This is a genomic window from Paenarthrobacter sp. YIM B13468 (genome assembly GCF_042788025.1).
In the GTDB taxonomy this organism is placed as follows: domain Bacteria; phylum Actinomycetota; class Actinomycetes; order Actinomycetales; family Micrococcaceae; genus Arthrobacter; species Arthrobacter aromaticivorans.
Genome location: NZ_JBHZPI010000011.1, coordinates 92906 through 113253, shown reverse-complemented (window position 1 = coordinate 113253; position 20348 = coordinate 92906). Strand labels below are relative to the sequence as shown.

The 20348-nt window shown below is 62.0% G+C and carries 15 protein-coding genes and 1 pseudogene; 14 read left to right on the top strand and 2 right to left on the bottom strand.

Annotation, left to right across the window (positions count from 1 at the left end):
- Positions 1-33 precede the first annotated feature (33 nt).
- A complete protein-coding gene (locus ACFX4T_RS12375; RefSeq protein WP_377652136.1) occupies positions 34-1218 on the bottom strand; it encodes a Gfo/Idh/MocA family protein in 1185 nt (394 codons plus the stop codon).
- A 190-nt stretch (positions 1219-1408) separates the two neighbouring features.
- Between ACFX4T_RS12375 and ACFX4T_RS12370 the strand changes: the two genes are divergently transcribed.
- The 13 genes from ACFX4T_RS12370 (at position 1409) to ACFX4T_RS12310 (ending at position 17180) form a co-directional block, all read left to right on the top strand.
- A complete protein-coding gene (locus ACFX4T_RS12370) occupies positions 1409-2176 on the top strand; it encodes an SDR family NAD(P)-dependent oxidoreductase (RefSeq protein ID WP_377652135.1) in 768 nt (255 codons plus the stop codon).
- 53 nt (positions 2177-2229) lie between these two features.
- Positions 2230-3990, top strand: coding sequence for an IlvD/Edd family dehydratase (locus ACFX4T_RS12365; protein WP_377652134.1), 1761 nt, complete (start codon positions 2230-2232; stop codon positions 3988-3990).
- Positions 3991-4059: 69 nt separating this feature from the next.
- On the top strand, positions 4060-5073 hold the full coding sequence (locus ACFX4T_RS12360; protein WP_377652133.1) for a D-2-hydroxyacid dehydrogenase: 1014 nt from the start codon (positions 4060-4062) through the stop codon (positions 5071-5073).
- A 32-nt stretch (positions 5074-5105) separates the two neighbouring features.
- Positions 5106-6566: an APC family permease gene (locus ACFX4T_RS12355; protein ID WP_223949006.1), complete on the top strand. Its 1461-nt coding sequence runs from the start codon at positions 5106-5108 to the stop codon at positions 6564-6566.
- Between the two features lie 25 nt (positions 6567-6591).
- On the top strand, positions 6592-7602 hold the full coding sequence (locus ACFX4T_RS12350) for a Gfo/Idh/MocA family oxidoreductase (RefSeq protein ID WP_223949007.1): 1011 nt from the start codon (positions 6592-6594) through the stop codon (positions 7600-7602).
- A gap of 314 nt (positions 7603-7916) precedes the next feature.
- Positions 7917-8801 carry an ATP-binding cassette domain-containing protein gene (locus tag ACFX4T_RS12345; protein WP_223949008.1) on the top strand — a complete coding sequence of 295 codons (885 nt, stop codon included), beginning with the start codon at positions 7917-7919 and terminating at the stop codon, positions 8799-8801.
- A complete protein-coding gene (locus tag ACFX4T_RS12340) occupies positions 8798-9796 on the top strand; it encodes an ABC transporter permease (protein ID WP_223949009.1) in 999 nt (332 codons plus the stop codon). The genes ACFX4T_RS12345 and ACFX4T_RS12340 overlap by 4 nt, the downstream gene beginning before the upstream one ends.
- A 55-nt stretch (positions 9797-9851) precedes the next feature.
- Positions 9852-10820 carry a sugar ABC transporter substrate-binding protein gene (locus ACFX4T_RS12335; protein ID WP_223949010.1) on the top strand — a complete coding sequence of 323 codons (969 nt, stop codon included), beginning with the start codon at positions 9852-9854 and terminating at the stop codon, positions 10818-10820.
- Between the two features lie 134 nt (positions 10821-10954).
- Positions 10955-13891: an FAD-binding and (Fe-S)-binding domain-containing protein gene (locus ACFX4T_RS12330; protein WP_377652132.1), complete on the top strand. Its 2937-nt coding sequence runs from the start codon at positions 10955-10957 to the stop codon at positions 13889-13891.
- Positions 13892-14092, top strand: coding sequence for a hypothetical protein (locus tag ACFX4T_RS12325; protein WP_223949012.1), 201 nt, complete (start codon positions 13892-13894; stop codon positions 14090-14092).
- 91 nt (positions 14093-14183) lie between these two features.
- Entirely contained in the window at positions 14184-14381 is a 198-nt protein-coding gene (locus tag ACFX4T_RS12320) for a hypothetical protein (RefSeq protein WP_223949013.1), read from the top strand.
- 583 nt (positions 14382-14964) lie between these two features.
- Positions 14965-15630, top strand: coding sequence for a TetR/AcrR family transcriptional regulator (locus tag ACFX4T_RS12315; protein WP_377652131.1), 666 nt, complete (start codon positions 14965-14967; stop codon positions 15628-15630).
- An 86-nt stretch (positions 15631-15716) separates the two neighbouring features.
- The gene (locus tag ACFX4T_RS12310) at positions 15717-17180 is read left to right on the top strand and encodes an APC family permease (protein ID WP_377652130.1); all 1464 of its coding nucleotides are present in this window, start codon (positions 15717-15719) and stop codon (positions 17178-17180) included.
- A gap of 12 nt (positions 17181-17192) precedes the next feature.
- Here the strand turns inward: ACFX4T_RS12310 and ACFX4T_RS12305 are convergent, their stop codons facing one another.
- On the bottom strand, positions 17193-19340 hold the full coding sequence (locus ACFX4T_RS12305; protein WP_377652129.1) for a glycogen debranching N-terminal domain-containing protein: 2148 nt from the start codon (positions 19338-19340) through the stop codon (positions 17193-17195).
- A 666-nt stretch (positions 19341-20006) separates the two neighbouring features.
- On the opposite strand from ACFX4T_RS12305, the pseudogene ACFX4T_RS12300 reads away from it, so the two are divergent.
- Positions 20007-20115 (top strand): annotated as a pseudogene (locus tag ACFX4T_RS12300) (GIY-YIG nuclease family protein); the annotation flags it as partial.
- Between the last annotated feature and the right edge of the window lie 233 nt (positions 20116-20348).

The following is a 20348-nucleotide window of genomic DNA, read 5'->3' as shown; positions in this document are numbered from 1 at the left end:
TCATCGCGATCCGGCCTCCCTTTGTCTTCAGTCTCAGGCTCCGTACGTGGTCTTCCCGGAGACTTCCGGGATCTCCACCCAGTCCCCGGAACCGGCGCTGCGCAAGGAGGCATCCACCAGCTCCGAAGCCGACCAACCATCGGCGGCGGAGGGTCCGAGCTGCTTTCCTTCGGCCACCGAACGCAGGAAGAGTGCGGCCTCGATGGTCTTGAGATCGTTGAAGCCGATGCCCGGACCGGGGCCCGGCTGGAAGCGGCCGAATTCGCCGTAGGACGGCGGCGTCATGATGGCGCGGTAACCGCTGCGGTCGGTGGCGAGCTCAAGCTGGTTCATGCGTTCGAAGTTCCAGCGCAGCGAGCCTTCCATGCCGTACACCTCGATGATGTATTCGGCGTGCGGGCCAATGGCTACGCGGGTGGATTCGAACATGCCGATCGCGCCGCCCTCGAAGCGGGCCAGCATGGCGGTGTAGTCCTCGTTCTCCACCTCACGGGTGACATCCGAGGCTTGGCCCATGTCGAAGGAGTTGGAGGAATTGCCGGCCGGCAGCGGGCGGTCCTTGATGAATGTTTCTGTGACGGCATTGAGCGAAGTGATGCGCCCCACCAGGAACTGTGCAAGGTCAAAGCCGTGACTCAGCACATCGCCCAGGACACCGGAGCCCGCCCGTGCCTGCTCGTAGCGCCACGTGAAGACCTGCGTCGGGTCCGAGGCGTAGCCGGTGAGCAGGCGGATCTGCACGTTGGTCACTTTGCCCAGCGCGCCGGAGCGGATGAGCCGCCTGGCTTCAGCTACGGCCGGTGCATGGCGGTAATTGAAGCCCACCGAGGTGATCAGCCCTGCAGCCTCGGCACCTTGGGCAATATCGCGGGATTCCTGGGCACTGCGGCCCATGGGCTTCTCGATCCAGAAGTGCTTGCCCGCTTCGATGGTTGCCAAGGCGATTTCGTGGTGCAGAAAGTTGGGGGAGCAGATCGAGACGACATCGACGTCCGGGTTCTCGAGCACTTTGCGGTAGTCGGTAGCCGTTTCCTTGTAGCCGAGCGCGTCCTCGGCATGGTGACGGCCGGCGTCGTCGGGGTCTGCGGCGATCACAAGCTCGGGGTGGCGCGGCAGTTCAGGGAAGAACTGCTTGGTGGCGAGGTAGGCGCGGGAATGCAGGCGCCCCATCCAACCCACCGAGATGAGGCCAACGCCAATGCGGTTCTGGTCTTCCAAAGTGGACTCCTTAGTTTGTGCCGTTCTCCGGCGGTGTGCTGTGCCGCACAGAAAGGCGGCATCTGAGGATCAGCCTATGGACGCCGGGAGTGTGCGCTGTGTCTCAATCTGAGACATCCAGCGAAGGCCTCCGGCTGTTTGAGTAGAACGTACTAGTTCAGCAACGCCAACAAAGAGGAGCCCGTCGACGATGATGCACCGCAGCACATGGAATCGGACGGAACCCTTGCGGGTGCTCGTCACAGGCGCGACGTCCGGCGTCGGGGAAGCGACCGCGAAACTGTTCGCCGCCCGGGGTGCACGCGTAGCCCTGCTTGGCCGGCGTGCGGGGGAACTGCAGCGCGTGGCGGACGATATCGACGGCGGTGCGCATCAGGTGGTCACCAACGTTGCCGACGCCGAATCGGTCAGGAACGGCGTCCGCGGCGCGATCCACTCCCTTGGCGGACTGGACGTGGCAGTCAACGCCGCGGGCATTGCCGGCTACGCGCCCCTCGAGGACCTGGACGAGCAGCGCTGGCGCGAAGTGCTGGACACCAACCTCTCCGGCACGTTCTACGTCGCGCGGGAAGCGGGCCTCCACCTGCGCAGGGCCGGGGGAGGAGCGATCGTCAATGTTGCTTCGGATCTCGCAACCATGGGAGTCGCCGGGCTGGCCCATTACTGCGCAGCCAAGGCCGGTGTGGTGGGGCTTACCAAGGCGCTTGCCGTGGAGCTGGCGCCCCATGTCCGCGTCAACGCCGTCTGCCCCGGCCCGATTGATACGCCCATGCTGCGCTCGGGCTTGGACGCCGAGCCGGATCCCCTCCGGGCCCTGCAGCAGAAGCAAAGCACCGTGCCGCTGAGCCGGCTCGCTGATCCGGAAGAGGTGGCAGCAGCCATCTATTTCCTGGCCGTTGACGGCACCTTCGCCACCGGCACCAGCATGGCATTCGACGGCGGCACGTCCGCCGCGTAGCTGCAACACCCAAGACCTCATATAGACAAACAAGCCAAGGAGCCTTGAAAGATATGTCCGAGTCGAATTACAACGACCTCCGCAGCGCACGATGGTTCGCGCCACACGACCTCACGGGATTCGTACACCGCACCGCCATCCAGGCCGAAGGTTTCTCACGCTTCGCCCTCAAAGACAAGCCAGTTATCGGCATCGCAAACTCCTGGTCAGAACTGGTCAACTGCAACATCCACTTCAAGCTGCTGGCCGACGCCGTGAAGCGCGGGGTTCTCATGGCCGGCGGGCTCCCACTGGAGTTCCCTACGATCTCCTTGGGCGAGAGCTTGATGAAGCCCTCTGCCATGCAGTTCCGGAATCTGATGGCCATGGACGTTGAAGAGTCCATCCGCGCCTACCCGCTGGATGCAATTGTGCTTCTGGGCGGCTGTGACAAAACCGTCCCGGCGCAGCTAATGGGTGCCGCCAGTGCGGATGTTCCGACCATCATGCTTACGGGCGGACCCCAGGAACCCGCCCATTTCCGGGGGAAACAGCTCGGGGTTGGCACGGACACCTGGAAGTACGCAGATGAGTTGCGTGCAGGAAAGATCACCGAGGCGGACTTCGACGAGCTTGAATCCGCCGCGAAACCTTCTGCCGGGCACTGCAGTGAGATGGGCACTGCCTCCACCATGACATCCCTCGTCGAAGCCCTGGGCATGTGTCTGCCGGGTACTGCCTCAATCCCTGCAGTGGACGCGCGCCGCGCCCAAGCAGCCGAAGCCACAGGACGCAGGGCAGTGGAAATGGCCCTGACGCAGGGGCCAAAGCCCAGCGAAATATTGACCAAAGAGGCGTTTGATAATGCCATCACGCTCTTGATGGCTGTAGGTGGTTCCACCAATGCCGTGGTGCATCTCCTGGCGCTGGCGAGGCGCGTTGGTTATGAGCTGCCGTTGGATCGGTTCCACGAAATCTCGCAGCGCACGCCTCGCATCGTCAATGTCCGCCCATCGGGTGAGTACTTGGTGCAGCAGCTGTTCCAGGTAGGTGGCATCTCCACGGTACTTAAGGAGCTGGCTCCACTCCTGAACAAGGACGCAATTACCGTCACGGGTGAGTCCCTGGAAGATGGCTACAAGACGGCACCGGAGCCGGATGGCGTTGTAGTCGGCACGCTCGAAGCGCCCTTCGACGCTTCAGGTGGCATCGCCGTCGTCCGTGGATCCTTGGCACCCAACGGTGCTGTGATCAAGAGAAGCGCAGCGTCCAAGGACCTGCTGCAGCACAAGGGTTCGGCGGTGGTGTTCGAGGACATTTACGACCTCGGCCGCAGGATTGATGATCCAGATCTGGATATCACGGAAGACTCCGTACTGGTCTTGCGCAACAGCGGGCCGGTGGGAGCTCCCGGTATGCCCGAGTGGGGCATGCTTCCCATTCCGGAGAGGCTGCTGCGCCGGGGCATCCGGGACATTGTCCGGATCTCCGATGCGCGAATGAGTGGCACGGCCTTCGGCACCACAGTTCTGCATGTTTCGCCGGAGTCTGCGGTGGGTGGCCCGCTGGCCATTGTCCGGGACGGCGATCCGATAGTGCTCGACGTCGAGAACCAGCGGCTCGACCTGGATGTCCCTGCCGAAGAGATCGAGGCCCGATTGGCCGAGCTCAAGCTCCCCGAGCCGAAATACCGGCGCGGCTACGGACGCCTCTTCGTCGACCACGTCAACCAGGCACATGAGGGCTGCGACTTCGACTTCCTCAAGGGTTTGCCGGGTGAAGAGCCGCAACGGCTGCCGTACGGACTGATGAGCGGTTGGCAAGGCGGCTGGTAGGCCGCCACCGGTACTAAGCACGAGTTTTTAGGGGCGCTTCTGCGGGAGCGCCCCTTGAAAGGAGAAAATGTGTCACGACCTAAAGTGATTGTCATCGTCCAGGAGGGCCGCCCGGCACCTCCCGTGGAACGTCTGGATGCCGAAGCGGAGGTGGTGGTGGTCCGGACCGCAGACGAGTTCCGGGCGGCGCTGCCGGGAACGGAGATCCTGTTCCTCAACGATTTCCGGACCACGCTCCTGCGTGAAGTGGGCCCCGGTGGCCTCCGCTGGATCCACACTTCCAGCATCGGCGTCGACAGCCTCATGACCGAGGAGATCATCAACAGCGACATCGTGGTCAGCAACTCCCGTGGGGTATGCGAGCGTCCCATCGCTGAGTGGGTCCTGGGCGTGCTGCTGATGTTCACCAAGGACCTCCGCCGCACGATCGAGCTGCAGCAGGCGCGGACATGGCAGCACCGTGAGACCGAGCCGTTGCTGGGCCGCAAGGTGCTGGTGGTCGGCCCGGGACCGGTGGGACGCGAAACTGTATTGCTGCTGCGCGCGGCGGGCATGGATGTCTCAGTGGTGGGCCGGACCGCCCGCGAGGACAAGCAGTTGGGCGCCATTGCCTCCTTCGACGAGCTGGATGCGCTCCTTGGAGAGGCCCAGGACGTGGTGCTGACTGTTCCCCTCACGGAGGAGACCCGTGGCCTGTTCAACGCTGCCCGGTTCGACAAGATGCGTGCCGGTGCCCGCTTGGTCAACGTGGGCCGCGGGGCCGTGGTGGTGGAGCAGGACCTCCTCGATGCCATCGACGCAGGTCACTTGGGTGCGGCAGCCTTGGACGTTTTCGAGAACGAACCTTTGGCGGCCGAAAATCCGCTGTGGAGCCGCAGCAACATCCTGGTTTCGCCCCATGCCTCCGGGGACCTGATCGGGTGGCGCGGACGAGTGGTGGACTGCTTTGCGAAGAACCTGCGGCAGTGGAAGACAGGACAGCCGCTGGGCGACGTGGTGGACCTGAAAAAGCTCGGCGGAACTGCTCCAAAAGGGCTGTCTCAAGCTGGTACAGTACTCCCACAATCCGCGTCGGTAGTGTGATTCAGCACTCTAAATTTCGTGACGAGGATTACATGTCTAGCTCAATAAAAGGCAAGCCGATAACGCCTACCCAAACCCAGGAAAACAAGCTCAGCGGAAATATGGGGGTGGGCGAGCTCGTGATGAACGTGCTCGCCTTTTCCTCCCCGCTGACCACAGTCGCGGGCACCCTGCCCGTGATGCTCCTCTTCAGCGGCCACACCGCTCCGGGAATCTACCTCCTGGTGACGCTGATGCTCCTGATCTTCTCGGTGGGATTCGTCAAGATGAGCAGGAGTGTCGAGGCTCCCGGCGGCTTTTACTCCTTCGTCACGGCCGGTCTCGGCAAGCCTGCGGGCTTGGGTGGCGCCCTCCTGGCGCTCGTGGGATACATCTTCATCGGTTTCTTTGCGCCGTCACTGTTCGCCCTGACGCTGCAGAGCTTCGTGGTCAATACCCTCGGTGGTCCGGATATCCCGTGGTACTGGTACGGACTGGGCATCATTGGCATCACAACACTCCTGGCCTACAACCGGATCGACCTTTCCGCGAAGGTGCTAACGGTTGTCATGCTGCTCGAGTCCACCGTGGTCATCGTCTTCGATGTTGCGGCGTTTGCCTCAGGTGATGTGTCCCAAGGCGTCGGCTTCTCCATGCCGTGGATCACCGACGCCGGATTGGGCCTTGCGCTGCTGTTTGCAGTTGGCAACTTCTTCGGCTTCGAAGCAACGGTCATCTACCGCGACGAGGTTAAGAATCCGGACCGGACGATTCCCCGGGCAACCTACCTGGCGGTGGTTGGCATCGGCTTGTTCTACGCGGTGGCTGCCTGGGCCTATACGGCGTTCCTTGGTGCTGACAACGTCCAGGAAGAGGCCAAGGCCAACACGGTAAACCTGTTCAACGACGGCTCAACCGTGTTGGTTGGCAAGATCTTTGCGGACGTCGGGGTTGTCCTGCTCATCACGTCCATCCTGGCTTCCATGCTGTCCATCCAGAACATCGCTGCGCGGTACAGCTTTTCGCTTGCCGCTGATGGGGCGCTTCCGAAGGCCCTGGGCCGGGTGCACCCTCGCCACAAGTCCCCCTATGTTTCAGCAATGGGAGTGGGGCTCCTCTGGGCGGTGGCCACCGTGGTGTTCACCTTGCTGGGCGTTGCTCCCGAGGCCCTCTATCCGATCGCGAGCGGAAGCGGTACTTTCTCGGTCCTGCTGTTGATGTTCATCACGAGCTTTGCTGTGCTGGTCTACTTTGTACGCCGCCGCAGTTTCGCCCCGGAATCGGTGTGGAAGACGATCGTGGCGCCGATCGTCAGCGTGATCTTCCTCGGCTTGATCACCTACTTGGCTATTGCGAATTATCCGGAACTGATCGGCGGTTCCGCCCTGATGACGGCTATTTTCATGACCTTTACTTTCGCGCTGTTCATTGGCGGAATTATCTACGCATACGTCCTGCGTTCAAAGCGTCCGGAAGTTTATGCACGCCTGGGCCGGCAAAAAATCGAGCAATAGACATTTCAACATCTGGAGACCTGCAATGACGCAACAGATCAGGGTTGGCCTGTTCGGGACCGGCAGGATCGGTCAAGTGCATGCCATGAGCTTGGCGACACTGGAAGAAGCAACGTTGGCTTGGGTGTGCGATCCCTTCATTGAGGGTGCCAAGCGAACAGCCGCCGAGTTCGGAGGCCGCGTGAGCGACGATCCCGGGGAAGTGTTTGCTTCCGGGGAAGTCGATGCCGTCATTGTAGCTTCGCCAACGGCCACCCACGTGGACCTGATCGAACAGTCGATCGACGCCGGCATCCCAGTGCTGTGCGAGAAGCCCATCGACCTGGAGATTGGGCGGGTCGATGCGCTCCGGGCCAAGGCGGCTGCTGCGGATGTCCCGATTGCTTTGGGCTTCAACAAGCGCTTCGACAGGCACTTCGTGGAACTCAGGCGGCGTGTGGGGGCCGGCGAGATCGGTGCCTTGGAACAGTTGGTCATCACCAGTCGGGACCCGGGGGAGCCTCCCGCAGCGTACCTGCCGCAGTCCGGTGGGATCTTCCGGGACATGACTATCCATGACTTGGACACGGCCCGCTACTTCATCCCGGACATCGTGGAGGTCTCGGCCAGGGGCGCGAACGTCTTCAGCGACGCGATCCGCGAGGCCGATGACTTCGATTCGATTGTGGTCACGCTTCGGGGGTCCAAGGATGAACTCGTGACCATCCTCAACTCGCGGCATTCCGTGTATGGCTATGACCAGCGCATCGAGGCCTTCGGATCCGCGGGCTTGCTTCAGGTGGCCAACAAGAACGACAGCCTGGTCCGGCACTGGGGCGCCAGGACGGTGGAGGGGATGGGGCCGTACCAAAGCTTCTTCCTGGAGCGCTATGCGGAGGCGTACCGGCTTGAGGTGGCAGAGTTCCTGCGCGCTGTCCGCGGGCTTCCCTCGCGGAGTCCTGGTTTCGAGGACGGCCGTGCGGCTTTGATCCTCGCTGACGCCGCGGAGAAGTCCGCCCGGACCGGTGCCGCGATAGCCGTAGACCTCGCGGCCTGACCCTTGAACTGCCCGGTTTGGGCACGGATTCTTTCGCAACAATCCGTGCCCGGACCGGGCTTTGCCTTTTAAGTCGAGGAATTGTTTCCCGCGGCAACAATTTTGGCAGGGCCCGTGTTCCAAAGTGGCACACATGCCCGGTTATCCAATCCGTCAAAGTTCAAGTAAGTGAAACAGTGTGGCGAAGGTCACGCAGTTATGGGGCTTTCCTTGAATTACCCCGGATTCTGCAAAATCAAACAACGTTGTTTGATGGTCCATCGCCAAAGGTGTTTCACCGGTTCATTTGCATGGCCCTATCAAACGAGGATGAGATGACCGACGCACCACCGGCGACAGCTCCACTTGTCGCCCTCAAGGACATACACAAGACATTCGGGGCGGTGTCCGCTTTGCGCGGAGTCAGCATCGATGTCATGCCCGGCGAAACCTTCGCACTTCTTGGAGACAACGCCGCCGGCAAGTCAACGCTCATGAAAGTGCTAACGGGCGTTTACCAGCCAGACCGCGGCTCGATTGAGTTGGACGGGAAGCGGACCGAGTTCCCGACTCCTTCCGCTTCCCGCGACCAAGGCGTCGAGATGGTCTACCAGGATTTTGCCTTGGCAGACAACCTCGACGTCCGGACCAATATCTTCCTGGGGCGGGAGCCGCAGAAGAACATCCTGGGTCCGCTGTTGAGGATCATCGACAGGAAGAAGATGGAATCCGAGACCAAACGGGTACTGGAACGCTTGGACATCCCCATCAACCCGCGCCTGAAGGTCAAGCGACTCTCCGGTGGCCAGCGGCAGGCCGTCGCGATCGGACGCGCCCTTGCCTTCGATGCACGCCTGATCATCATGGACGAGCCCACCGCGAACCTGTCTGTGGCCAAGGTGGACAAGCTCATCGAAGTAACCCAGCGCCTCAAGGACCTGGGCATCGCGGTAATCATCATCACCCACCGCCTCGACGAAGCCTTCGCAGTGGCAGACCGCTTTGCCGTCATGCGCCAAGGGCAAGTGGTGGGGCGGTTCCGCGTTGGCGAGGTTTCCGAAGCCCAAGTGGCCCACCTGATTTCCCACGGCACTCTGGACGACTACGTGGACACCGGCAGCGGCATCCCTGAGGAACGCCGCAGGATCGGAAGCACTTCATCAATGGAAACCGTTGATGCCCTGGCCGCGCGCGGTACGACGAACGGGAGCGACTCATGAGTATCACCATGGACAATCTGAAGACCAAACTGGGCCCTGCCGATCTCAAGGAAGGCATGACCGCCACCAAGGTCAAGCGCTTCATTGGGGATTACGGAATCATCATCCTGTTCGTGGTGATCCTCGTCTTCCTCGCCGCGGCAGCACCGAACTTCCTGACCCTTAACAACATCGTGAACGTCGTCAGGCAATCCTCCATCATCGGGCTGATCGCGCTGGGAATGACCTTCATCATGATCACGGCAGGAATCGACCTGTCCGTGGGCTCCGTAGTCGGTCTGGCCGGCATGACGTTCGCCCTGCTCGCTCCTGCCAGCGGCGGCGCCTTCTGGCTCCCGCTGATCGCCGGGCTTGGCGTCGGACTGTTGGTCGGTTTCCTGAGCGCGGCAATGGTTGTCTGGGGAGCCATCCTTCCCTTCCTGGCCACATTGGCCACCATGGCCATAGCCCGCACTGCAGCATTGGTGATTACAGACGGGCAGGTTGTCTCCGGCCTGAGCGGACCGGCCGAGTGGCTGGGATCCGGCTTCATCGGGCCTATCCCGGTCCCAGTGATCATCTTCCTGGTGGCCGCCATCATCTGCGAGTTCGTGCTGAGCCGAACCAAATTCGGCTCCCATGTCTACGCCGTAGGTGGCAACGAGGAATCGGCCAAGAAGGTTGGCATCTCCACCAGCCGCGTACTGTTCACCGTCTACCTCATTGGTGGCGTCACTGCCGCCCTTGGCGGCCTCGTCCTCACCGCGCGTCTGGACGGCGCCGCACCGGTGGCCGGTACCGGTTACGAGCTCCAGGTGATTGCCGCCGTCGTCATTGGCGGAACGAGCCTCTTTGGTGGCGTCGGCACCATCCGCGGAACCGTCATTGGCGTGCTCCTGCTGGGCGTGGTGATGAACGGCATGAACCTGATGGGCGTTTCCTCCTACTTCCAGCAAGGCGTACAGGGCGTGATCCTGGTCCTCGCCGTCCTGCTGAACCGCTGGAAGTCCGACTGACCCACAGCAGCAACAATCTCCCAACGCACAGACAAAACCACTGAAAGGAACAACCATGGGTATGCGACGTAAGATCGCTGCGGCGGTCGCAATGATGGCAGCGGGGGCACTCACCCTCACCGGGTGTGCCGGCAGCAGCAACGCAAGCAGCAGCGGAGGGGCGGCCAAGACCTACAACATCGGCGTTGTGGTCCTTGACCTGCAAGATCCTGACCTGGCCCACATGACCGACGCCATGAAGAAGACGGCGGAGGAAAAGGGCGTCAAGCTCAACATCACCGACTCCAAGAAGGACGTTGGCAGCGAACTGAACCAGGTTGAGGACCTCCTCACCCGCCAGGTGGACGCGGTCATCATGCAGCCGCTGGACGGCGATGCCAGCCAGAACGCGGCCAAGCGGGTCATTGCGGCCAACATTCCGCTGTTCATCCTGTCCACCGAGTTCGCCGACGGATCGAACGTCGGCTACAAGAGCTACATCGGCGTGGATGACACCGTGGCCGGCCAGATGCAGGCCGAATACCTCAACAAGCTGATGCCCAACGGCGGCAACCTCGTGTTCGCAGCAGGTATCTACGGTGCATCCTGGACCGACCGCCGCAAGTCCGGCTTCGACAAGACCATCAATAAGAACTTCAAGATCGTGGCTGAATTCCAGGCCAAGGGCAGCCGGGATGACGCCAAGCGCAACATGGAGGACACCCTTCAGCGCTTCCCGTCCGGCCAGATTGACGCGGTTGTGGCCAACAACGACGAAATGGCCATCGGTGCGGCTTCCGCCATTGCCGATGCGGGACGCACCGCGGAGTTCAAGGCCGTGGTTGGCGTCGACGGTACCGATCCCGCGTTGCAGGACATCAAGGCGGGCACCATGTCCGCAACGGTCCGCCAGGACTCCGCGGGTCAGGGCGTCAAGGCCGTCGAGGTAGTGACCGACTTCCTGAACGGCGCAAACGTGGACAACCGCTACACGCTGCCGTTCACGCTCATCACCAAGGACAACCTGTCTGAGTTCCTGAAGTAACTCCCTTCCGGACCCGGACGCGGTAACGGGCACAGTGGATCCCTCCACTGTGCCCGTTCTGTTTTGGCACACTACGGCAGGGTGGACACCTGCCTAAACTTCCAGGGGACCACTACGAATTGGAGAAGGCGAACATGCCCCATGGTGACGACGGAGACACGAAAGTAGAGCAGTTGCTGGCCGCGTTGCGCGGGCGAGGCATCGAGGTGGATGACTCTCCGCGACGGCTCTCCGAGTACTCCTACGATGCGTCCAACTACCGTGTCCGGCCTGCCGCCGTCGCCTTCCCGGCAAGCGTCGACGACGTCAGGAAAGTGGTGCGCGAATGTTCGGCTTCCGGCGTTCCCATCACCCCGCGGGGCGGCGGAACGTCCATGGCAGGCAACGCAATCGGTCAATCGTTGGTGATCGACCTCTCGCGAGGCTTGACTTCCGTAGGAGAGGTCGACGGCGGCAACGCGGCTGTCTGGGCGGACGCTGGCGTCGTCCTTGGCGAGCTGCGCTCCTACGTCGAGAAAGCGAGTGGCGGGGAGCTGACCTTCGCTCCGGACCCTTCGTCCATGACGCGGGCCACGATCGGCGGCTCCATTGGCAACGACGCGTGCGGCAACCATTCAGTGGCCTACGGGCGCATGACCCAGCATGTGCAGGAACTGGAACTCGTCACGGCCGATGGTGCCCACCTGCATGCGGGAAGGGACTTCCTGCGGGCCGTTGACGCAGATGACCAGCACTCCGTCGACCGGGCCAGCGAACTGCTGGTGGGCTTGAAGGAACTGGCCCAGGCCAACCTCGCCCCGCTGCGGGTGGAACTGGGAAACATTCCCCGGCAGGTTTCCGGCTACCACTTGGGGCACCTCCTGCCCGAAAGCGGCCTGGACGTGGCGGGCGCTTTGGCAGGCAGCGAAGGAACGTGCGCCATTGTGGTGCGGGCCAAGGTCCTGCTGGTCCCGAAGCCCCGGACCACGGCCCTCCTGTGTCTCGGATACGCGAATACCATCGACTCGGCCCGTGATGTGATGACCATCCTCGCTGCCAAGCCGAGTGCCATCGAGGGGCTGGATGCATCGATCGTGGACATCATGCGCCACCGACGGGGTGCCTCCAGCGTCGACTCCCTCCCGCGGGGCAACGCCTTCCTGATGGTTGAGTTCCCCGGGGACACCATGGAACAGGCGGCCTCCGATTGCGCACAGCTGCTGGAGAAACTCAAAGCCGACGGCCGGGTTGTGGATCACGCCCTTGTCACGGAGTCCCAGGAGCGTGCCAAACTCTGGCGGGTGCGCGAAGACGGGGCGGGACTCTCATCCCGGCGGATCGATGGTGTCCAGACCTGGCCCGGCTGGGAGGACTCGGCGGTCGCCCCGGAGCGCCTGGCAGATTATCTGGCGGAGCTTCTGCCCCTCGTGGAGAAGTACGGCTACACGGCCTTTATGTACGGGCATTTCGGTGCGGGCTGCGTGCACATGCGCCTGGATTACGACCTCCGAAGCGACACTGGCCGGGAGTCGTTTGCGAACTTCACCCGCGAAGCAGCCGCACTCGTGGTGGCCCACGGCGGCTCGCTTTCCGGAGAACACGGCGACGGCCGGGCACGCAGCGAACTGCTGGACGTGATGTATTCGCCCGCGATGGTGGGCATCTTCAGGGCGTTCAAACACCTCTGGGATCCTGCCGGAATCTTGAACCCGGGAATCATCGTGGACCCAGAGCCCTTCGCTGCTTCGCTGGCTCTTGAGGGCGTACCCCAACCGGGTCCTGCGCACGGTGAGCCGGCCGAGGTGCCGGGTGCCGCCGTCGTACCTTCTTCAGCTGGCCGCAGCCTGCTGCCGGTGGTGAGCCCGTTTGTCGGCAATACCCACGCATGTATCGGCGTGGGCCGCTGCCGGGCGACCACCGGCGGCTTCATGTGTCCCAGCTACCGTGCCACCAAGGACGAGAAGGACTCCACGCGAGGCCGGGCAAGGGTCCTGCAGGAACTCACCCGCACCAAGGGCACCAGCCACGACGGCTGGTCGAGTCCGGAGGTCCGGGAAGCCCTGGATCTGTGCCTGTCCTGCAAAGCCTGCTCGGCCGACTGCCCCACGGGCGTGGACATCGCAGAGGCCAAGTCGCAGCTGGTGGATGAGCATTACCGCGGCAAAATCCGACCCTTCACGCACTACTCCATTGGTTGGCTGCCGCGGTGGCTGCCGCTGTTGACTCGCATCGCGCCCATAGCCAACGCGGGGACCGGCTTCCGTCCGTTCCGTTGGGTGGGCGAAAAGTTGGGCGTCAGTGCCCGACGCCGGCTCCCGGCCTTTGCGCCGTCTGGCCGCATACAGCGGCGGGTGCGGGAAGCGCAGTTCACGGACAATGCCGACGTCCTGCTGTTCATCGACAGCTTCACGCGCGCCTTCCGGCCCGAAGTGGTCCCGGCCGCGGCCCGGGTGCTCCGCGACGCGGGCGCCTCCGTGGGCTGCACGCCCGACGCCTGTTGCGGGCTGACATGGATTTCCACGGGACAGCGCGATGGAGCACGACGGCGGCTGGCCAAGTTGATCAGCGGGCTCGACGACGGCACGGACCGCGACATCGTGGTGCTGGAACCGAGCTGTGCTGCGGCCATCCGGGACGAGGGTCCCAAGATGGTGGGCGGTGCTGCGGCCGCGCGCGTGGCTGCCCGGGTCCGATCGTTCTCCGTGGCTGTCGATGAGGCTATTAAACGTGGTTGGAAGCCGTCCGCCGTTCCGCCCAAAACCGCTGTCCTGCAAACCCACTGCCACGAGCATGCAGTCTTCGGTTCAGGTGCCCAGAAACGCGTTTTGGAGGCGTGGGGAGTGCCCAACCTCGTTGAATCGTCGTCGTGCTGTGGAGTGGCCGGTAACTTTGGTTTTGAGGCCGAGCACTTCGACATGTCCATGAAGGTGGCGGAACACTCCATTGTCCCGGCGCTGGATAGTGGTGAGGGGCTGGTCCTCACCGACGGGTTCAGTTGTGCCATGCAAGTCTCGCAGATCGATCCGGAACGCTCCAGTAAGCACCTGGCAATTGCCTTGGATCCGCAGAGTGCCCGATGGACGGAGAACTAGGTGGCGTACCTCGGCATTTTCCTCATCCTGGTGGCGGCCGGATTGCGCTTTGCAGGTTGGCATTTTGCGGGACCGTCCCGTGAAGCGAGGCCAACGGCGAGCTTCCGCGGCGTCCACGCGGTTCCCCTGGGGGCCGCCGCTTTTCTGGTCGCTGCGAGTGGGGTCTTTATCTTTGTCATGGGAATCAGTGTGGAGGGTTAACCCGTGTCTCAAACTGACACGGTTGCTGCGGGAGCCAGGGGCGGATCCTTGAAGGACCCAATAGCTCTATTACTTTTGAGAGTTGATCTCGATGATGAACAGGAAGCTCGCACAAGGACGGCACGTCGAATGGTTGCGGGAATCGGCACACTTCAAGGAAACCGATCTCGGCGAACGCACCGACCTTCAGCTGAAGCGCTCCGGAAAACTCGTTCACCGTCTCCTTCAGGACATGGCAGAAGGCCGCGATAGCAGCGATGCCTCACCGTGGCCCGCGCCGGGCTCCTGATACCCACAATCTGCGGCCCGTAGCGCCTGTTCCCTGGCACTGTGTGCAGGCGTTACGGCCGCTTCCTTAATTCCAGGAGGCAGAGTTGGCCGTTCGTGGATCCGCCGGCATGGCGGCTTCGTCCCAAGCGGAGTGCGGGACCTGGGACGCCCCGCCAGCTACCTACGTATTGCCCGTCAACTTCGGCGGTGCTGACGGGCCGGACCTGGCTACGGCTTGCCTGCTCCTTAATATGCCACCGGGAACATTGATCCGGCGCCTGTGCCGCACCAAGCACACCGTTAGGTTGTTCGCAGCGCCTGCGGCCTCCGCCCTGATAGAGGTTCCGTGGGGGAGGGACTGGCACCAAATGGCCTACGCCGGGAGACAGATCAAAGCCGTGCCCCAGGGTTCCCTCACGCTTTCTGTCCTCGGCGTCACTCTCACCAGCTGTGACGGGTACACGGACGACCTCGTGGTGGGCCGCGTACGGGAGTGTTTTGCTGACTGTCTCATCGGTAGAGGTGATTCTGTGTGGTTTAGGTCTTCTCAACCTAACGAATGTTAGTTAGACTCATTCCGTTACGACCCTTTTGAGGATGAAATGAGTCCATCTCCGCGTGAGCAGGCGAACGCTGCTGTCCGGGAATTCCTGTCCAAACGCGACTGGTCGGCACAGACGCCCGCCAGGAGGCGGATCCTCGTAGCTTTCCTCCGGCTGGCTGCCACCAACGGTTACAACTCAGTGAGCATGCGTACGCTGGGCCGCGAGCTGGGCCTGAAGGCCCCAAGCCTCTATTCCAGTTTTCCGCAGGGCAAGGACCAGATCGTGGCCGAATCGCTCCTGTGGTTCACCCACGGATTCGCCCGTGACCTCCTTGATGCAGTGCAGGGAGCTTCGTGCGCGGGCGACTACTGGGCGGCCCTTGTCCGCTTCCATGTCGCCCAGCAAGTGAGCACCCCCGAGGCCGATCTCTGGAATCTTCTGGTTGCTTCGGACAAGGTGGCGGGATTCCTTGGTCAAGGACTGCGTGAAGAGTTGGCCTTTTGGCAGAGCCTGCACGAGGAGATGTATACCGCTGCGGCCGAAGAGATGGGACTCGCCGTCACGCGGCAAACCATCCAAGCCATTTTTACCCTGCTCGACGGCGCCGCTCAGTGGTCCGCTTGGGACGGCACGGTAACGCATCTTGAAAGCCTGGCGGACCACGGGGTGGCACTAACCCGTTCCTTACTTGAGGTCGGCACCCGAAGCCGGGCGAGCGCATAGGCCGCGCTGTCCCAACATGGCACAACGCCCTTCCTAGCCCCGTCGATACTGTGATTCAGAACTCTATATTTGGTGATGAGGATTACATGAATAACACCACTCTTGACGCACCAAAGGTGTCGCGTCAGATCCAGGAGAACCGGCTCAGCGGCAACATGGGAGTGGGCGAACTCGTGATGAACGTGCTCGCTTTCTCTTCACCCCTGGCCACGGTGGCCGGAACGCTGCCGGTCCTGCTCATGTTCAGCGGGCAAACTGCACCTGCCATCTACTTGCTGGTTACGCTCATGCTGCTGATCTTCTCGGTGGGATTCGTCAAGATGAGCCGCAGCGTCCAGGGCCCGGGTGGTTTCTACTCCTTTGTCACAGCCGGACTGGGCAAGCCGGCAGGACTCGGGGGCGCTTTCCTGGCACTGTTTGGCTACATCTTTATCGGCTTCTTCGCGCCATCGTTCTTCGGGGTGACGCTCCAAGGGTTTGTAGCCAACACCCTCGGCGGACCGGATATTGCCTGGTACTGGTACGCGCTGGCCATCACGGCCCTTACCACCCTGCTGGCCTACAACCGCATCGATCTGTCCGCCAAGCTGCTGACCATCGTGATGTTGCTTGAAGTGGCGATCATCGTCGTGTTCGACGTCGTTTCGTTCTCGGCCAACGGGCTAGGGGCAGTGCAAAGTGCAGGGTTCGCCCTGCCGTCCATCGCTGACGCGACGCTGGGCCTGGCGCTCCTTTTCGCCGTGGGTAACTTCTTTGGGTTCGAAGCTACCGTTATCTACCGGGACGAGGTCAAGAACCCGGATAAGACCATCTCTCGCGCCACGTATTTGGCCGTGGCAGGCATCGGCATCTTCTATGCCGTGGCAGCGTGGGCCTTCATCGCCTTCTTCGGTGCGGACAAGATCCAGGCCGAGGCAGAGAACAACACGGTGAATCTGTTCAATGACGCACTCGTCGGCCTCGTGGGCAGGATCTTCGCCGACGTCGCCGTCCTTCTGCTCATCACGTCCGTCTTGGCTTGCATGCTGTCCATCCAGAACATTGCCGCCAGGTACAGCTTCGCGCTGGCTGCCGACCACGCGCTGCCTTCGTTCCTGGGCAGGGTGCATCCCAAGCACAAGTCGCCGTACGCCTCGGCACTGGCCGTAGGTATTGTGTGGGCGGTAGCAATCGTGCTGTTTACAGTCATCGGGGTGGCTCCGGAAGTGCTCTATCCGATCGCCAGCGGTAGCGGAACCTTCGCCGTGCTGCTTCTGATGTTCATCACAAGCTTCGCTGTCCTGGTGTACTTCATCCGCCGCCGCGGCTTCGCTCCGGAATCAATCTGGAAGACGGTCATCGCACCTTTCATCAGCGTGCTGTTCCTGGGCGCTATCACCTATCTGGCTATCTCCAACTACCCGGAGCTTATTGGGGGCTCAACGGTTATGACGGCCATCTTCATGACTTTCACTTTCGCGCTTTTCTTCGGCGGCATCGTGTACGCCTTCTTCCTCCGCTCGAAGCGCCCCGACATCTACGCGCGCTTGGGTCGCCAAAGGATCGACTGATTCGAACTCCCCCTATAGACCCCGGTCCGGGTCGCCTTCCATGAGATCGCCTACCCATGGCAGGTACCCGCGGTGGAAGACCATTCCCTCCGGCAGTCCGTCTACGGAAACCGATGAGCCGGAAATGTTGATATTGATCCTGCTCTCACCGATCGGCGCGTTGGCGATGTGCAAATCGCCGTAACTTTCTGGAAGGACAGGGTCCATCCAGATCCCACCCTGGGATACATCGGGATCGTAGCGCATGAGAGTGGACACCAGCATGATGGGTGCAGTGGCGGCCCACGCCTGTGGCGAGCAGGCAGTGGGGTAGGGCACGGGAGCTGAGAACGCCTCCCGACTGAAGCCACAGAACAATTCGGGCAGCCGGCCATCGGAGAACTCTGCAGCCTCCAGCAACGCCGTCGAGATACGCTGTGCTTCCTCCACGAAGCCATACCGCATAAGGCCTACCTGGATAATGGCGTTGTCATGCGGCCAGACAGATCCGTTGTGGTAGCTCACGGGGTTATAGGCGTCCATGTCGTCAGCCAAGGTACGCACTCCCCAGCCGCTGAACATTCGATCGGACATCAGGTGCTCTACTACGCTAGGTGCCTTGTCGTCGTCGATAATTCCGGTAGCCAGACAGTGTCCCATGTTGGAGGCGCAGGCATCGATCGGACTCTTGTAGCGATCCAGGGCGATTGCGAAATAGCCTTTGTCCGGCAGCCAAAACCGTTCATTGAACTGTTGCTTCAGGCGTACAGCGCGGGCGCGGAGTTGGGCCGCTTTGGCCTCGTCGCCGGCCTCATGCGCCATCCAAGCCGACGCTAAACATGCGCTGTAAACATAGCCCTGCACCTCGCTCAGCGCTATGGGAGCTTCGGCCAGGGTTCCGTCGGCGAAGTTAATGCCGTCCCATGAGTCTTTCCATCCTTGGTTGATGAGGCCTCTATCGTTGAGGCGGGCGTATTCGATAAAGCCGTCTCCATCCCTGTCGCCGTAATTCCAGATCCAGTCCATGGCGCGGTCCGCATGGGGCTGCAGGGCAGCGATGGTCTCTTTGGCGAAACCCCATCGGCTGACTTCGCCCAGAACCATCAGGAATAGCGGCGTAGCATCGACGCTCCCGTAGTATGCCGACTTTCCGCCAAGGGCAAGGCCACTGGATACGTCAAGGCGTACCTCGTGGAGGATCTTTCCGGGTTCTTCCTCGCTCATGGGATCCACGACACTGCCTTGCAGGTCCGCCAGCGTTTGCAACGTACCCAGTGCCAAGGAGGGATCAACGGGAAGCGCCATTGTCGAGGCCCAAAGAGAGTCCCGCCCGAACAGTGCCATGAACCACGGCGCCCCTGCAGCAACCACCACACGCTCGGGATGCTTGGGGTCCTCGATCCGGAGTGCCCCCAAATCTTCGTAGCTGCGCCGCAGGGTTCGTTCAATGGACCGGTTGCCCATCTGCACCACGGGGATTTTGGCCACCCACTCCTGCCGCCGACGGTCGCTTGGCGAAAGGGCGTCTTTGCCGGAGTGCGCACGGGGCTGGGTGTCTTCCACGCCCCAGGGCGCCACCGTCAGCCGCACGTTCCAGTGTCCGTGCGGAGGAACGGTCGTCCGGTACGTCACGGCCTCGGGCGTCACCACTGCGGTGGGGCCGCCGTCGATATTGACGCCCTTGGTAATGTCCTGCCATGTTGCCCGGATGATCAGCGAGTGGGCCTCCACTTGCCGGGTTTCCTGCCAGCTCCGCTGGACACGGGCCTCCTTGACTTCGAAGAGGTCCGCAAAATCCGACTCAACCGTCAGTGCGATGACACACTCCGCGGGGAGTCCGGAATAATTCCGGACGGTGATCTGCTCGGTGATGCCGGTGCCCACTTCCCGTAGTCGTTCCACGACCAGCGGGCTGTCGGCCCTCCCGTCCCGGCGTGCCACTCGACCTGCAAAGAGAGCCCGGTAAGGCTGTTTGACGTCCGCTGCAAGCGCCTCAACGGCTTGTTCGTTCACGGAAAGCTTCCAACAAGACAGGATGCGTGTGTCTTCGTAGAAAACCCCGTGTGGAAGGCCCGGAACTATGTCCCCGTTGGTTAGCGAGATGCAGAAGTTGGATCCTTCCACCAGCGTGACGGCCGCGCCCAATGCTCCGGCCACCGTGTCAGCATTCCACCCAGCCATTGCGGCTCCTTTGAGGATCGACATCGGAGTGGCCGTTCACGGATGCCCACCGTCGCCGTGCCTTCTGATGCCTCGTCGTCAGTATTTGTGACGCTACGCTTGTCGTCGCGTGGGTACCAGCCTTCAGCCAGCTCAGAGTCCGGGTTGTGTGAGTCAGGCTCTGGGGCGGTGCTGGAAAGGATGAGCGCAATCGTGCATGGGTGAGTGACGCACTGGAACGGCGAAGGCCCGACTAGGAGCTAGAGATCCGGCTTACTAATGTTCGACCTGGCCCACGAACTCGGCGTCTTCATCAGCCCGGAAATCCATTCAACGACCCCAGGAGTCAAGAGTCCCCATTACCGCAAAGGCGGTTTGACGTGTGGAACGCCCACGCCCCTGCTGCTTCGTCACGGGACGGGAATTCTCGCAGATACTTCCCACTCCCGTGGTTTTAACGCCGATGACGGATCTTTCGTCAGCTCGAGATTTGGACCCAGGGCACTCGACGGCGTGGTGCGGTGGCAGCGCTCTGAAGAGCCGTTTCTCGGCATTTGCTGCTGCGCCAAAGAACGCGCCACGGATCAAGCAACTTTGGAGGCACTGATAGCGAACGGTGACCTCGAAGGTGCCGAACGCATGCGAGCGAAAATCGCCGAAGACGAACTAGCCCTCGCCGACGTCAAGCGCCGCGCCGCGAACATCCGAGCCGGCTACGTCTATGTCATCTCGAACATCGGTGCGTTCGGGGAGAACAATGGTCAAGATCGGCATGACCCGCAGGCTCGAGCCCATGTGGGTTGGATCCTGAATCCAGACTCAACGGCACCGGGCGAGGTCATCCCCTCCCTATAGGCCCTGTATCTGTCAGGTGGCCAGCCTGTCACCTGTGTGGAGACGTGCGGGCAAGCCCGTCTCGCGCGCGGCCCACACCTAGAGCTTTCGCAACGACACTGCCCAAGTCGAGCGGGGACTGGTCTTTTCCCGTGGCTTCGGAGATGTTGAGTTGGCCGGCGAGATACTGCTTAA

What these genes read in the sequence shown, in the direction of transcription:
- ACFX4T_RS12370 (WP_377652135.1), top strand. Translation starts at nt 1,409, where the DNA reads ATGATGCACCGCAGCACATGGAATCGGACGGAACCCTTGCGGGTGCTC.
- ACFX4T_RS12365 (WP_377652134.1), top strand. Translation starts at nt 2,230, where the DNA reads ATGTCCGAGTCGAATTACAACGACCTCCGCAGCGCACGATGGTTCGCG.
- ACFX4T_RS12355 (WP_223949006.1), top strand. Translation starts at nt 5,106, where the DNA reads ATGTCTAGCTCAATAAAAGGCAAGCCGATAACGCCTACCCAAACCCAG.
- ACFX4T_RS12350 (WP_223949007.1), top strand. Translation starts at nt 6,592, where the DNA reads ATGACGCAACAGATCAGGGTTGGCCTGTTCGGGACCGGCAGGATCGGT.
- ACFX4T_RS12345 (WP_223949008.1), top strand. Translation starts at nt 7,917, where the DNA reads ATGACCGACGCACCACCGGCGACAGCTCCACTTGTCGCCCTCAAGGAC.
- ACFX4T_RS12340 (WP_223949009.1), top strand. Translation starts at nt 8,798, where the DNA reads ATGAGTATCACCATGGACAATCTGAAGACCAAACTGGGCCCTGCCGAT.
- ACFX4T_RS12335 (WP_223949010.1), top strand. Translation starts at nt 9,852, where the DNA reads ATGGGTATGCGACGTAAGATCGCTGCGGCGGTCGCAATGATGGCAGCG.
- ACFX4T_RS12330 (WP_377652132.1), top strand. Translation starts at nt 10,955, where the DNA reads ATGCCCCATGGTGACGACGGAGACACGAAAGTAGAGCAGTTGCTGGCC.
- ACFX4T_RS12320 (WP_223949013.1), top strand. Translation starts at nt 14,184, where the DNA reads ATGATGAACAGGAAGCTCGCACAAGGACGGCACGTCGAATGGTTGCGG.
- ACFX4T_RS12315 (WP_377652131.1), top strand. Translation starts at nt 14,965, where the DNA reads ATGAGTCCATCTCCGCGTGAGCAGGCGAACGCTGCTGTCCGGGAATTC.
- ACFX4T_RS12310 (WP_377652130.1), top strand. Translation starts at nt 15,717, where the DNA reads ATGAATAACACCACTCTTGACGCACCAAAGGTGTCGCGTCAGATCCAG.
- ACFX4T_RS12305 (WP_377652129.1), bottom strand. Translation starts at nt 19,340, where the DNA reads ATGGCTGGGTGGAATGCTGACACGGTGGCCGGAGCATTGGGCGCGGCC.